At 34.5% G+C, this 15525-nt stretch carries 13 protein-coding genes; 5 read left to right on the top strand and 8 right to left on the bottom strand.

Annotation, left to right across the window (positions count from 1 at the left end):
• Positions 1-37 precede the first annotated feature (37 nt).
• The 3 genes from topA to ABWU52_RS05230 all read right to left on the bottom strand — a co-directional run bounded on the left by topA (position 38) and on the right by ABWU52_RS05230 (position 4194).
• On the bottom strand, positions 38-2488 hold the full coding sequence (topA, locus tag ABWU52_RS05240) for a type I DNA topoisomerase (RefSeq protein WP_353276476.1): 2451 nt from the start codon (positions 2486-2488) through the stop codon (positions 38-40).
• A 552-nt stretch (positions 2489-3040) separates the two neighbouring features.
• Positions 3041-3919: an IS3 family transposase gene (locus ABWU52_RS05235; RefSeq protein ID WP_353277659.1), complete on the bottom strand. Its 879-nt coding sequence runs from the start codon at positions 3917-3919 to the stop codon at positions 3041-3043.
• Complete coding sequence (locus ABWU52_RS05230; protein WP_064085359.1) at positions 3895-4194, bottom strand: transposase; 300 nt, start codon at positions 4192-4194, stop codon at positions 3895-3897. The genes ABWU52_RS05235 and ABWU52_RS05230 overlap by 25 nt, the downstream gene beginning before the upstream one ends.
• Positions 4195-4343: 149 nt before the next feature.
• On the opposite strand from ABWU52_RS05230, the gene ABWU52_RS05225 reads away from it, so the two are divergent.
• The 5 genes from ABWU52_RS05225 (at position 4344) to ABWU52_RS05205 (ending at position 8330) form a co-directional block, all read left to right on the top strand.
• The gene (locus ABWU52_RS05225; RefSeq protein WP_353276475.1) at positions 4344-4865 is read left to right on the top strand and encodes a group II intron maturase-specific domain-containing protein; all 522 of its coding nucleotides are present in this window, start codon (positions 4344-4346) and stop codon (positions 4863-4865) included.
• Between the two features lie 53 nt (positions 4866-4918).
• Positions 4919-6274 (top strand): hypothetical protein, encoded by a 1356-nt coding sequence (locus ABWU52_RS05220; protein ID WP_353276474.1) that lies wholly within the window; start codon positions 4919-4921, stop codon positions 6272-6274.
• A 417-nt stretch (positions 6275-6691) separates the two neighbouring features.
• Complete coding sequence (locus ABWU52_RS05215; protein WP_353276473.1) at positions 6692-7246, top strand: methylated-DNA--[protein]-cysteine S-methyltransferase; 555 nt, start codon at positions 6692-6694, stop codon at positions 7244-7246.
• 261 nt (positions 7247-7507) lie between these two features.
• A complete protein-coding gene (locus ABWU52_RS05210; RefSeq protein WP_353276410.1) occupies positions 7508-7801 on the top strand; it encodes a transposase in 294 nt (97 codons plus the stop codon).
• Positions 7802-8033: 232 nt separating this feature from the next.
• Positions 8034-8330 (top strand): transposase, encoded by a 297-nt coding sequence (locus ABWU52_RS05205; RefSeq protein ID WP_246433103.1) that lies wholly within the window; start codon positions 8034-8036, stop codon positions 8328-8330.
• A gap of 297 nt (positions 8331-8627) precedes the next feature.
• On the opposite strand, the gene pyrF is transcribed toward ABWU52_RS05205, so the two are convergent.
• The 5 genes from pyrF to ABWU52_RS05180 form a co-directional block, all read right to left on the bottom strand.
• Positions 8628-9308, bottom strand: a complete 681-nt coding sequence (pyrF, locus tag ABWU52_RS05200; protein WP_353276472.1) for an orotidine-5'-phosphate decarboxylase — start codon at positions 9306-9308, stop codon at positions 8628-8630.
• Positions 9309-9351: 43 nt separating this feature from the next.
• Entirely contained in the window at positions 9352-10518 is a 1167-nt protein-coding gene (locus tag ABWU52_RS05195; RefSeq protein WP_410541975.1) for a hypothetical protein, read from the bottom strand.
• 137 nt (positions 10519-10655) lie between these two features.
• Entirely contained in the window at positions 10656-12503 is a 1848-nt protein-coding gene (locus tag ABWU52_RS05190; RefSeq protein WP_353276470.1) for a hypothetical protein, read from the bottom strand.
• The gene (locus ABWU52_RS05185; RefSeq protein ID WP_353276469.1) at positions 12500-12766 is read right to left on the bottom strand and encodes a hypothetical protein; all 267 of its coding nucleotides are present in this window, start codon (positions 12764-12766) and stop codon (positions 12500-12502) included. The genes ABWU52_RS05190 and ABWU52_RS05185 overlap by 4 nt, the downstream gene beginning before the upstream one ends.
• A 41-nt stretch (positions 12767-12807) precedes the next feature.
• Entirely contained in the window at positions 12808-15381 is a 2574-nt protein-coding gene (locus ABWU52_RS05180; RefSeq protein WP_353276468.1) for a valine--tRNA ligase, read from the bottom strand.
• Between the last annotated feature and the right edge of the window lie 144 nt (positions 15382-15525).

The following is a 15525-nucleotide window of genomic DNA, read 5'->3' as shown; positions in this document are numbered from 1 at the left end:
CAATAAAGAACATATAAAGAATGGTTATGCAAGAAGTCTACTTTTTATTCTTAATTAACTCTAAAGCCTTCTTCAGATCTATACTTTCAATATCTGCATTCTTGCCCAAAGCAACGTTTGTTTTACCGCATTTTATATAGAATCCGTACCTACCGTTGCAGATAAAAACTTCTTTTCCCTTTTCATTAAAACCAAGAGATTTTAGCTCTTTGCGTGGGCTGCTCTCAATAATTTGTATAGCTTCGTTTAATTGTGTGTCTAATACCTCCTTAGAGCTTTTTTTAAGAGAAAAGTATCGACTATCATAGAGAATATAGTACCCAAATCGTCCAAGACCTATTTTTACTTCCTTTCCAGTTTCTGGGTGTTCTCCGATTATTTTCGGCAGGGAAAGTAATCGAGTGGCGGTATTTAGATCAATATCATTAACATTTATATCTTTTGGTACAGAAATCTTTTTTTTCTTTTCTGACTCACTATTAAACTCCAGATAAAGTCCAAAAGGACCTTTTTTGATCATTACCTCTTGGCCTGTCACATCATCTATACCCAAACTTTTTGGATATTCTGAATTGTCATTACTGCCCGTAATTTCTTTTGTATGATTGCATGCAGGATAGTTAGAACATCCAAGAAACACACCGGCTTTTCCAAAATTTAATTTCAATATACCACCAGAGCAATTAGGACATTTTTTACCTATTTCTTCCTTTCCTTCCTCTGAGCAAAACCAATTGACTACCAAATCATGAATACCACTAAAAATCTCATCATGTGTCATTTGCTTAACAGAATTTACATGATTAAAAAATGGCACCCAAAAATAGCCTAGTTCTTTTTTCCAATCTGCATGTCCATTTGAGATTGAATCAAGCCTTTCTTCCATTTGTGCTGTAAAGTCATACTCTACACAACGCTGAAAAAAAGTTTCCAAAAATATAGTCACGATCTTACCGCGGCTGCTTGGAATAAATCTTTTATTATCGAGTGTAACGTATTCACGATCTTGTAATACCGAAATAATTGTTGCATAAGTTGACGGGCGACCTATACCGACTTCTTCCATTTTTTTTACTATACTCGCTTCACTATAACGAGGTGGCGGTTGAGTGAAATGCTGTTTCGGATCAACAAAAATCAACTTACATGCTTCCTCTTCTTTCATGGCAGGTAGCAGGCCTTCATTTTCAGCTTCTATGTTATCTTGGTAGACTTTATAAAAACCATCAAAGAATATACTCGACCCACTTGCTCGCAGAATTACTTTCTGGTCAATAGAACTAATTTCAACTACCACTTGATCAAGAATCGCCGATTCCATTTGACTTGCAATGGTTCTTTTCCAGATTAAATCGTACAGTTTAAATTGCTCTGGCGTTAAGTAATCCTTAATACTACCCGGCGTTCTATTAATATCAGTTGGCCGGATTGCTTCATGTGCTTCTTGAGCATTTTTGACCTTTTTTACATATTTACGAGGAGACTGCGGTAAATATTTATCACCATATAATGACTTAATTGATCCCCTGATTGAGTTTATAGCCTCATCTGCAATATGAAACCCATCTGTACGCATGTAAGTTATCAACCCTACGGTTTCACCACCAATATTGATACCTTCATATAAATTTTGCGCTACTCGCATAACATTTTTCACATTAAAATACAGTTTATTCACTGCATCTTGCTGAAGACTTGAGGTGATAAATGGAGGAAGCGGGTTTCTCTTAACTTGCTTGCGTTCTACTGTGCTTACAGCATACTGCCTTGACTCGATCTCCCTGACTAAGTTCTTTGCCTCTTCTTCATTCTTAATATCAAATTTTTCTAGCTTTTTATTGTCATAGTGGCTTAGCATAGCAAAAAAAGCCTCATCTTTGCTATTTTGCATTTCTGCCTTTATGCTCCAATACTCCTGTGTTATAAACTTACTGATTTCATCCTCTCGTTCGCATATAAGCTTTAATGCAACAGACTGCACTCGCCCTGCAGATTTGCTTCCCGACAATTTTGTCCACAGCAGCGGTGACAAGCTAAATCCAACTAGATAATCCAACGCTCTGCGTGCTTGCTGTGCACGCACTAAGTCCATATTAATTTCACGTGGATTTTTTATAGCTTCTTGCACTGCTCTTTTTGTTATTTCGTTAAAGACTACTCTATGAATGTTGCTTTCATCATTGATTGCTTTTCTTTCCTTTAGTGCCTCTATCACATTCCAAGCTATTGCTTCCCCTTCTCTGTCTGGATCTGTTGCAAGGTATATATCTGATGTTTTACTAGCTTCCTTGACTAACTCTTTTACATACTTTTCTGCTTTTTCAATAATCTCATACTTCATGGCAAAGTCATTATCAGGATCAACAGAACCATTCTTCGCTGGCAGATCTCTGACGTGGCCAAAAGATGCAGCCACTTTGAATTCTTTACTCAAATATTTACCTATCGTCTTTGCCTTTGCTGGCGACTCAACTATTAATAATGCCATAATTATTAGTACTTAAAGGTAATATGTTGAAATATATAGAATAAAAAGTAAAAAAATATTTTAATGGTCTTTCCAATTTTTCTAAGTAATTGTTTGATGTTCGCAAAAAAACTAATGAAAGAACCTGCTTTATAAATTTTTTCAACTCCCTTACCATAAGGATAACGCTATACTATTTATCTTCGTCTGTGCAGATTAAACGACAAAAGCATAACGCAGTTGTCGTCTTATTTTTAATTTTTTGCACTATGTGCATCTTATTTCTTTACAAAACTTCTAGTTTTTTAACCATATAAGCTGAAACGGGCTGTTTAAGACAGGCCAATTTTCAGGATTAGAGCTAGCTAATAGGGGGTTTCTTTTGTCTTTTTTCTACTTGGTAAATTTCTTGATATTTGTAGCTAAAGTAATTTAAGAGAGGTGTCATCCCAGTGCTCCGACACTGGGATGACAAGAAAAGGAGTACTGGAATGACAAGAAGGACATTCCACCATGTCATTCCAGCGCATGACCTTACCCAGAAAAAGTAGATAGAAAGTTAAGACGTTTTTGCTATGAGAATGATGAATCAAAAAGCTCAGGAATGCAATAGTTAATAGTAGAATGTCTACGCTGTTTATTATAAAAAATTTCTATATATTCAAATATTGCGGTTTTAGCTTGTTGTGCAGAGTGTTGTGAAGTATCAATGAGTAACTCTCTCTTAAGTGAACTAAAAAAGCTCTCTGAAACAGCATTATCATAACAACAACCTTTGTGACTCATACTAGAAGTAATATTTTTTGTACTTAGTAAAAATTGATAATTTTTAGAGGTGTATTGCGATCCTTGATCGCTATGAAATAGTAGATTTTTAGCAGATTTGCGCCTACCAATAGCCATGAATAACGCATCTATAACTAATTGCCTATTTACTGCATTACTCATTGACCAGCCAATCACCATGCGTGAATATAAATCTATTATTGCTGCCAAATATAACCATCCTTCATTAGTTTTTATGTACGTAATATCAGTTACCCATATCTTGTTAGGTTGATCAGCGATGAAATTCTGATTTAATATGTTAGGAGTTATAACTCTATTGTCTATTTGTGGTTTTTTACTTTTAAACTTTCGTCTAAGCTTAGCTTGAATGCCATTTTTCTGCATAACATTTTGCACTGTTTTGATGTTATAATTTTTACCTAAAGCCTTTAATTCAGCGTGAATTTTAGGAGCTCCGTATCTGCATTGTGATGCTCGATATACCTTCTGAATATCTTGTATGAGCTCTTCTCTTATTGATTTTTTGTTGTTTTTTTCCTTAGTAATCCATTTATAATAACCACAAGCAGATACGTTCAAAAATCTGCATGATTCCCGTATTTTATAGCATTTTTTATGTTCTTTTATAAAAGAATATTTTACTCTTTTTGGTTTGCAAAATATCCCAGGGCTTTTTTTAAAATGTCTCTTTCCCTCGTTACTCTTGCCAGCTCTTTCTTTAAATCAAACTTTTCTTTGTCACAATGAGCTACTTTCCCTTTTCCTGGAAACGCATCTACTCCAGACATTCTATCATTGTATGTTTTTACCCATCTGCTTAATGAATCACCGCTAATACCCAAATCTCTTGCTATTTTTGCTGATGATTGACCTGTTTCTTTTACTAGTCTTATAGCTTCAATTTTGAATTCTGCTGTATATTCTTTTCTTTTTGTCATACCACACCTCTTTGAAAAAACGTTTTATTTTACTTCAAAAACGTCTTAACTTTCTGTCTACTTTTTCTGGGTAAGGTCAAACAGTACCATTTGAAAGATATGTAGATGATGCGATAGTGCACTGCAGAACTAAAAGACAGGCAGGATTTATGAAAGTAATGATTGAAGAAAGATTGGCTAAGTGTAAATTGAAGTTACATCCTGAAAAGACACAGATTGTGTACAGTAAGGATGATGATAGAAAAGAACAATTTCCTAAACAAAGCTTTGATTTTCTAGGTTATACTTTTAGACCTAGAGTAGCAAAGAATAAGATGAGGAATTATTTCATCTCATTTCTACCTGCAATTAGTAACAAAGCCAAGAAGAAGATCAAGAAAACCATAAAGTCATGGAGAATACATCGGATTACATGGACCACACTAGAGGAAATATCGAAGAAAATAGATCCAATAGTCAGAGGCTGGTTTCAGTACTATGGCAGGTTTTATAAATCAGAGATGTATCCATCTCTCAGGAATATAGAGAGATACCTCATAAGATGGGTCAGGACAAAATATAAGAAACTTCGTGATCACGGAAGACTAGCAAAGCAATTTTTAGGAAAAGTGAGAAAGAGGTCTCCAAGTATTTTCTATCATTGGACACTTGGGTTAGGATCAAAAGGCTAAATAATGGGAGCTGTATAAGCCGAGAGGTTTCCGTGCAGTTCTGCGAGAGACTGGTGGGGAAGTTCCGCCGGTCTACTCTCCTTTTGCTTGTTCGTGGTGTTGATCAGGCAAATGATTCGGTTCCAATTATAATTGAGTTGAAGGTTGGTGATGAGGAAGGGTTAGAGCAAGCTAAAGATTATGCTAAAAGTTGTTCTGTTTCGTCTTTGCCTATTCATACCTCATCACCAAATGCTGTTTGTGTAGCGTTAAATTTTCAATTACGTGGAGGTGCTGGTCTCCGAACTTCTGTGCAGCCCTTTTCAGAAGGTGGTCTTTCCTTAATACCGGGTTTACTACATCCTCATGGAAATGGAGTTAGGGGAAATGTAAAACGTTTCTTACAACCCATAGCATCAGAGTTCACTCAATCTCCTCATTGTAACACTTTTTCCTGTACGTCATCGTTTGTTTTTGGAAATGTTTTATCTACAAGGAGAGACTTAGAAACAGATGATGGGCGGGAGGTAAGGGTTACCAAGTATCTATTTAACCACTCTCAGGGAGAGAAAATGAAACGTACAGGTGGTAGGGGAGATGCAGCAGATATTGTAAGCCATGCATTAACTTTAGCTCTATTTTTATCAAATATTGGTTTTGTTGTGCTTCACATTTTTCGTCCTTTAAAGTGGCAGACTTTACCAGATAAGGCATTGAACCTGTCGTTACTACCTCAAGCCACAGATGATGCTAAGATGCGTCAAGTACTTTGTGAAGTAGATGTCCAGGGTCATCTGGAAGTGGCTTCTGCAAAGAAATTCGAATCACTACGTGCTTACTCACGTTCTCATAGTGAAGGTTATTTCGAGGGAAGGTTTTCAGAACAAATGGGTAATGTTAGGAACTTACATCAATTTGCAGATCAGTTGATGAGTGCTGAGCCTAATTTTGGTAATGATGGTAATGTGAATGGTGAGTACAGGGCTAGGTATGAAGTTTTATTTAATGAGATTTCTCGTCTGTTGTCTCCGTTATTAAATGGAAACCGTCTACTCGTGAACAATGAAGCTAAATTTCAGGCTTTGTTGCGTGGGATATTTCAAAGTTGCGATAATCCTGCCAAGGTAATTATTGAGTTCCAGCTACAGAGAGGAAGGAAAATAGACCTAGTATTATCAAAATCTGCGGAAAATGATGATACTCATCCAATTGGAATAGAGTTGAAGTATGCTAACACCGTAAAACAAGTTGAACGAAAAAGGGTGGAGGCAAATCGACAGTTAAGTGAATACGAATTTTGTGGAGGATGCAAGCGTATTACTGGGGGAGATGCGATGGTTTTGTTATACGCTATATTGAATGCTATAGGACAAGAGCAGGATCTGATATTGATTGGTGGGCTTCGTAGAGCATCTGGGTTTTCTAGATGACTTGTAACTAATAAATGTACCAAAGATAAGGTTGTTTATGGGTAAAATTATGCATTAAGCTAGAGTGCGTTTGAGTAAGGTTGGAGAGAAAGTAAGGTCTTTTAGCAAGAAAATTTGATTTATGTTTTCTTAAGCTCAAGTTCACCTTAGAAAGTTTGTATAATTTTTTGTCAGAGTTTTTTTTATTCTCTTTTTACTGTAGGTTCACTCTACTTTGTCTTCTGTATTTTTAAGCAGATTAATTATTAACTCATTAGAGTATATTACTAAAAATCTAAACAATATAGTTATTTCTAGCTCTCAAAATCAAGAGACGTGAGAAGTTTTTTCTTTGGGATCCATTGTTCTCGCATAGCATTTGAACTCTTTATTTTAGTATAAATCAATTTAAACTATATCAGTACTCATTTCTTAAGTATGGCTAAATATCAGATTATAACACCTAGAGAAAATAAAGAATCTATCGATGTTTTATACGGGTACCACTCTACTATCTTTGGAAAAGTGCTTATTGGAGTGACTACACAAAGCATCTGTCATATTTCTTTTTGCAACACCGAAACTTCAGCTATTGAGATAATTAAAAAAGAATGGCCACAAGCCTGCTTAAAAGAGGATAGGCTCACAACAGAGAAAATTGTACACAATATCTTTGACACACAACTTCCTGAGAAGCCATTCTCTTTACTTGTTAGAGGAACAGATTTTCAAATTAAAGTTTGGCAAGCATTGATTTCAATCCCAACAGGTACAGCGATAAGCTATGCCAATATTGCTCACATTATTGGCAAACCAAAAGCTATACGTGCTACTGCAAATGCAATTGCAAATAATCCGATTTCTCTTCTCATACCTTGCCATCGTGTTATTTGTAAATCTGGAAAAATTCATAAGTACCGCTGGGGAGTAGAGCGTAAAAAGGCTATTCTTGATTATGAATTTACCTTTACAAGACATAATATCAATCAATAAACTAATCTTCCCGTAGGAGAGTTTATTGATTAAGTTATAGTAGCTTAAAGAGAATATTTCCCTTTTTTAGGATATAGAGATTTTCTGGAAATTGTCTTCTTGAATTCTATGGTATTTTGTTTAACATTGACGCATGAGTCTGGGATCCATTGTTCTTTATTTCTGGATTCCAGCGGGCTTTGTTGCATAGCAACTGAAAAAATCTGGTGGCTACTGACAAAATTCATTATAAAACAGCCATTTAACTGTTGAAGAAAAAATATGCCACAGAAAATGAAAGTCAGTAACCAAAACGAATATAACAAATTCCTTGAAAAAAGGGGGAATATTTTTCGTTACATCGATGAAGCTATCGAAAATTGGTATGAAAATAGTCCAAAAATGCAGGGCGGCAACTATATTTATAGTGATAAAGTTGTGATTTTGGTGCATATAATCGTTAATCTTTTTAGAATTGGCTTAAGACAAACGGTAGGGTTTGTAAAAGGATATCTGCAACAAATAGGAAAAAATTTGGCAGTTATCAGCTATTCACAAGCATCAAAAAAAACTTAATATTAAGATAAATGATTGCAGGATTGATAAAAGCAACATGGAAAATATTGAAATTATCATAGATAGTACAAATTTACAGTAACACTCCTGGCCACAGTAAGGAAAACAGTGCAGATAGAAAGTACCGAAGCTACGAGCAAGTAAGAAAGTTACATGTTATGTTAAGTGTGAATAGTAAAAAAGCTATAGCTGCAAGATACAGTAATGGCGTCTACTCTGACCACTATGGAGCTTGCTTGAAGAAGTTAATTTTCAGCACAAAATAAAAGCATTATATGCAGATAGGGCATACGATAGGCAAAAACTTTATAAATTGTGTAAGAAATACGATATAAAGACAAAAGTTCTACCAAAAAAGGATGCAGCAGAACATTCAAAAATAGATTATATGTCTGACAGAAATGCTGCTATTAGGTTAATAAAATTATATGGACAAGATGGTGTAAAAGAGTGGAAAAAGGAAGCAATTTATGGAAAAAGATCTTACATAGAAGGATTTTTCTCAAGGTTGAAGCAAGTATTTGTTTAGGAATAAATCTGAAGTAAACCGTGAAAAAGAATTACTAATTAAGTGCTATTTGCTCAACAAATTCACTGGTATTGGTATGGCTAAATTTGAAATCATTACATAAATTTGTCGTAAACCATCACTGCTTAAGGTGCTATGCAACAAAGCCCGCTGGAATCCAGAAAAAAAAGAAAAATGGTTAAGCACTGGGATGACACCCATTTAGTTATCTTTTCTCGTCTACCTTGTTTTGCCACCCTGCTGAACGGATACATACCGTTTGTTGCTTTTACCCTATGCTACCTTATCTGCCCTGCTTCAATCAGTAAGGGATTTCAATATTAACTCTGCACTACTTGCGGGATTGTCACTTTTTGTAATGGGTCTGCCAATTACGATATAATCAGCTCCTGAATTTATTGCTTCTTTTGGTGTTGCTGTCCTTTTTTGATCATCATGACCTCGATTCATACGGATTCCTGGAGTAATAATCTTAAAATCCTTACCACATTCTTGGCGCACTTCTTGAGCTTCTAGTGCAGAGCAAACTACTCCATGTAGTCCAATCTTTTTTGCAAGCTTTGCTAGCAAAATTACCTGTGATTTTGCTTCCCTTGCTACTCCGAGTTCACTCAGATCTTCATTGCCCATACTAGTTAGTACTGTTACTCCAATTAGCTTTATTTTCTTTCCTTGCACTATACTTAGCGCTTCTTGAAGCATTTTTGTTCCACCACTGATATGCAATGTTAGCATTTCAACATTTAGAATCTTGATTGCTTCAATCGTTCTAGCGACAGTGTTTGGAATATCATGCAATTTCAGATCTAAAAAAATTGGTATATTGCATTTTGCAACTTCTCTCACTCCAGAAGGGCCATGTGCAGCAAAAAATTCTAACCCAAGTTTTACCATGCCAACCTTATCACGCAGACCATTAGCCCAAGATATGGCTTCATTCAAATCTTGTGTATCCAGTGCGCATATTATTGGGTTCATTATCTTGTATAATTTTTTTTATAATAAGAGTAATTGTTGCATTTTACAATCCATATTCAGGGATTGGTCCACTTGCAATGCTTTGTACAGACACTGAACCCGATAATCTGGTCGGAGTGGGTGAACGACTGGCATATCCAAGATCTTCCTGTAAAGAATCAGACGTTTCCTCCGATGTTTTGGAACCTTTCATTGGCTTGAATTGCACAAGCTGCCCTAATATAAATTTTATTTTCTGAGTCTCCCCTAATATTATTTTTTTGCTATAATCTTTAATTGTTTCATTTTCTCTTATCGATTCTTCTATCTTATCTATCACATATTGAAGTTGTTTTATTTGACTGTCTCGCTCTAAAAGTGAATTTCTTAAATTTTTCACTTCGTTATTACAGTCTTGTCTTATTCTGTCTAACTCAAAAGATTGATTTTTAATTAAACCGTCTGCTTTATCTAGCTCTTCAAATTTCCTTTTTAACTCTTGAGATAAGTTTTTATTTTTCTGATCAATTTCTTTAAATTTACATTGTAATTCATCTAATTTCACACAAAGTTCTTCTTTTCTTTTATGTAATTCTTCTTTTTTCATATATAGTATATGTTTCTCTTTACGTAATTTGTCTATTTCCTTAGATAATTCTTCCTTTTCTTTGGATAATTTTTCTATTTCCTTATGCAATTCTTCATATTTATCATTGTCTATTTTTCTTTTCAATTCCATTATGCGTTTTTCCCTCTCAGTTAGATTAGCTTCTTTTTCCTGTAACTGTTTACACAAATATGAGATTTTATCGAGTAGTTCTTTTTCTTGTGCAGCAAGCTCATCTTTCTCCTTCGTTACTTTTTCTAATTCGTCTGTTATTCCAATTATATGGATCATTTTTGCTTCTAATTTCTCCTCCAAAGATTTTTTTTCTTTAAGAAAAGATTTCCTCTCAGCTTCTATTTTTTGACCAAATTTTCTTTCTTCCTCGTATAAATTGTGCTTTTCTTGAGTCAACTCACGCTCTTTGTGAGCAAATTTCTTCTCCACTTTACTAGTGTCAATAATTATTTTATACAAAATCATAAAAGCCAAAACAGATAATACAGCTAAAGCGAGAATTAAAGAACTAGGTACATTAATAAGCATTAAAGATGTAAGTAACGTGAGAGTAGCCAGAGAACTAGCTATAAAATAAAATGTATTATATTTATTAAGTAAATTGCTCATCACCCATATACAAAACTTCAGCAGTCTTGTATATATTGATTAAAATTGTCTTACCTGTAGAGGAGAACACTTATCACAATTGTACCAGTGATAAACTTTAGTTGATATGCTAACTAAACTCAAAATGCAAGGTGGAATCAGACGGGAGTAGAACATCTAGGAGTAGAACATCTACTAGAATATCCAAAATCTTCTGAATATGAAGCTTCATCCAGCTCTTTATTTGGTAGTGCTGATAAATCTCCATTACTTATATCTGAAGGAGCAAGGCTATCATTAGTTTGTACAGATATTTCTTCAATTACTCCTTTTATTTCTTGATCACTGACTCCAAAATTCTTGATTAATTCCTCCAATCTATTCAAAATCTCTAATACAGTTTCCTGCGATATAATCACTTTATCTCCTTCTCTTATATTCTCTTTGAACAAATATATCATGTTTTTTGCCAAATCTTGTGCTAAGCTCACACGATTCTGATGAACTAATGAAGATTGATCATTCAAATCTGAAATTTCTTCTTTTATAGAATGCTTCTCAAATAGTAACTCTTTGTACTTTTCATGTTGAATTTGACTTTCTTCCTCCAGATTGATGCTATAATTTTCCAACTCTTCACTGTTTTTTCTTTCTTTATTAAGAATTTTTTCTAACTCTTTAATCCTACTGAAATATTTAGTTTCTTTCTCTTCCGATTGCTTACTTAGTTCTTCTAAATCTACAGTTAGTTTAATCACTTCTTGAGTTTTTTCATTTAACTTTTCTTGTAATCGTCTTTTTTCTTCTTCTAAATCCGATGATTTAAGTATTAAATCATAAGTTTCAGAACTTTCTTTTTGCAACTGTGCTTCTAACTCTGCTATTTTTTTCTCTTTCTTTTCTAAACATGTCATCAATTCTGTTACTTTTTTAGATTCTAATTCATGTGATTGACTTTCTAATCTCTGGATTTCACTATATTTATCACCTAAATCTTTTTTAGTATCATTCAATTCTTGTTCTAACCTTTTATTTTCATTTATTGATTCATCCAGTTTAAGATCTGATCGCCCTATTTGATTAACTAGTTTTTGTATTTTGACAACTAGAATTTTAGCATATTCTTCCAAGCCTTGCTTTTCTTGCACTAATTCAGCTTTTTCTTTACTTAACTTTTGTATCTCTTTTTGCGCTTTCCTTAACTTCTCCTCTAACTTTTCCTTCTCTACTTTTCTCCTTTCAAATTCACTCTCTACCGAATCACTTAGCTGCTTGAGTTTTTGTGTTACTTCAGCCAAAACTTCATCTTTTTCCCTTACCTTTCCATTTAATTCCTCCACCTCTCTCATTTTTTGCTGTAATTGTTCTAATATAGTTTGATTATTTCCAGTTAATCTTGTATTTTCTTTTTCCAATTTATTAATTCTTTCGTTTAAGCTGTCATCTACAACTTGTGCAATTTTGTCTTGCATTTTAGTACTGCCTATTTGAGCTTCTTTGCTGCCACGCTCAATTTCTTGAGTTGTTTGAATGTTAATATTTCTATTACTATTTTCTATCACAATCTCAGATGATTTATGATTGCCTTTCTCCTTATTTCTAAATTTTATTTGATACAAGAATAAGTTACCTATTTTTACATCTTTATTTGCTTTCAATTGATCATCAGTAACACGATTACGCTCGATAAGTTCTATACCATTAGCATCAATATTAATTATAATAGTGCACTTTTTTCCGTCCTCATCACACCAATTCAGAGTCATTTCGTATGCACCATCAGTTACAACATAGTGCCTTATTCCTTCTTCAGAAACAAAACCGTGCATTCCATTTTTTCCATTGCTATGCAGAGTTGAAAACCCTGAAATTCCATTATCTTGGCAGAAATTACTATTCAAAAACTCACTGACTTTGAATTTGTTTTTATTAGCTCCCAATTTAACTTCTGCACAACTACCATATATTGACACTGTTTCAACGCCACTTTCAATATACCCATTCAATACTTTTTAGCCTTATCTTGAAGCTCTAGTCTCGCCTCCTTTACATTATTGAAACCTTGGATAACGGCTTTATACACTTCATCTTCATTAAAATTGGCATTGTATTTTATTAAAAAAGATAATATGCGAAAACTAGCTACAGCAGTGTGAATTGATTTATTCTTTTCTTTTATCTTACCGAGCAAAAACAAAAACCTTTGAATGAAGTCATGATAATCATCTTTTTGTTCTTCAATTTTATTATCATATGAATTACCAATCATTATTATCTCACAACTAAATAATTAGTATAGTAATACGAATGCTAAGTTACATCAATCAATAAACTTACAGTAAATTTTCCATTCTCAGTTATAATCTCTGCTTCTGTACTCTCAACCCATTCTATCACTTCAGCATTGCAAACTGACTGCAAATCATGCTGAGCAGAATAATTTAACTCATCCTCTTTTACACTCGCTTTTATCATCAACTTTTGTATAAGATGCTTAACTGATACGTTATTATCTGCTTTTATTTTTCTCACAAGGTTTAATATCTGCACGAAATTATCTCCCATTTCCTCAGAATACTTATCGTAGATAAGTTCTTCCTTGTTAGGCCAATTACTTTTATTGTGAACAGAGTTATAACTATACAACTGATGATATATTTCCTCTGTAATGTATGGCAAAAATGGTGCAAATAACCGCAAAATAATATTGAGTACATATGCCAAACTCTGTTTCGCACTCATGTTTGCCTCGCTGTCCAATGCATCTCCATATGCACGTTTTTTAACTAACTCTAAGTAATTATCACAAAAATCTTTCCAAAAAAATTCTTCTATTGCGCTCAAAGCTTCGCAGTATTCAAACTGTAATAGGTTGTTCGTCGTTTTTTCTATCACTTTATATAATTTGGACAATATCCACTTATCCATCGTCTCACTGATGGAATTTATGCTCAATGCTTGATGTTTTTCCATAAACATGGAAACAAATTTGCTAGCATTCCAAAGTTTCGTAACAAGTCGTTTGCCAATTTTGAAGATATTTTCAGAGTAGACTGTGTCAACTCCAAGTCTTGAGTTTGCTGCCCAATAGCGTACTACGTCAGCTCCATAGGTTTCAAGCATTACATGAGGAGTGATGATATTACCTTTTGATTTACTCATCTTTTTTTTATCATCGGCCAAACACCAACCACTAATCATGATATTTTTCCACGGCAGTGAATCTGCATGATAATGTGCCTTCAAAATCGTATAAAAAGCCCAAGTTCTTATTATCTCATGGCTTTGGCTGCGCAGATCTGCAGGAAATATCTTATCATACCGATGGCTTGGTAAACCGAGCTCACTGTTTACTGCCAGTGCACTTAGTTGGGTAGTGATCGCACTTGTGGCCCACGTATCCATTACATCTTGGTCTGGGGTAACCTCTTCTTTAATATACCCTTTTGGCAAATCTTTGAGTGGATCGATAGGCAAATCCTTTACTTCAGCTAGAATGATTTTACCCTCCTCCCCTTTACGTTTTGAATACCACACCGGAAATGGCACACCAAAATAACGCTGTCTTGAAATGCACCAATCCCAATTTAGCCCTTCTATCCATACCTCCATGCGTTTACGCATAGACTTTGGATGCCAACTACACTTTTTTACTTTATCTAACACTTGAGCTTTTTGCTCTAAAGTCTTGATAAACCATTGATAAGTTGGTAATATTTCAAGTGATGCACCAGATCTTTCTGCACACTTTACGGAATGAGAAATGTTAGTACTTTCTATCAAAAGGCCCTTTTCAGTTAGGATTTCAATAATTCTCTTTCTTGCTTCTTTAACCCTTAGGCCATTTATTTCATCGTAGATTCCAGCGTCACGCGCTGGAGCGTGTGTCTCCTCTAATGGCTGGATTCCAGTGTCAAGCACTGGAATGTCACTCCCCTTTGTTATCCCAGTGCCTTGACACTGGGATCTATTATTACCATACACTGAATCTAGACTTATCCTACCATCCTGATCGATAATAATTTTCATCGGCAGACCATGCTTTTGCTGCCAATATATGTCGAGCTCATCACCAAACGTACAGCACATAACAAGCCCAGTACCTTTATCTATTTTAACTTTATCATCAGCTATTATTGGAACTTTTGCTCCTGTTATTGGCACCACGGCTATTTTTCCAATCAGCTGAGTGTAGCGTGCATCTTCTGGATGGCAAAAAACTGCAACACATGCTGGAAGCAACTCAGGCCGTGTAGTTGCAATCTTAATCTGCTCATTTTCTTCAGTGGAAAAAACTATCGTGTTCAAAAATGACTCAAAGACTTTATCCTCTATTTCTGCTTGTGCAATTGCAGTTTTATCGACTGGGTCCCAAAGAATAGGTTGCATTTTTCTGTATGCATACTCTTTATTATATAGATCAATGAATGACATTTGAGAAAGTGCCACAGCTTCCTTGCTGATCGTGTGGTATTCCAAATCCCAGTCATAGCTAATGCCAACAGATTTAAACAATTCCTTGAATTCTTGCTTTGATTTTTCAATAACCTCATGGCACATCTCTATAAATTTTTCTCTGCCAACTTCTTTTGCGCGGGTTTTATAGGTTTGCTCAACTAACCTTTCAGTCGGAAGGCCATTATCATCAAACCCAATTGGATAAAATACATCTTTTCCCAGCATACGCTGAAACCTTGCAATAAAGTCTGTGTGGCAATAGCTGAATATATGGCCAATATGCAACTTTCCTGATATCGTTGGTGGGGGCGTATCTATAGTGAAAGTGTTACCCTTTTCACTACTCCATTTATAAACTTTACTTCCTTCCCATAATACATTGTATTTGTCTTCAACTTCTCTAAAGCTGTATTTTTCTTCCAACATAAATATTTTTCAGTTTTAAGCTTTAAGTTAGCACAATTGAGCAAATACAGCAATTTTAATGTCTGACATTTTAGTTTATAATACAAAATTTCTTGATTTTAGTTTTTTATGTATTACACGATAAATTTTTAGTATTGAGGTTTA

This window comes from Wolbachia endosymbiont (group B) of Villa cingulata (genome assembly GCF_964028285.1).
Lineage (GTDB): Bacteria > Pseudomonadota > Alphaproteobacteria > Rickettsiales > Anaplasmataceae > Wolbachia.
This window is presented reverse-complemented; position numbering and strand designations above follow the sequence as displayed.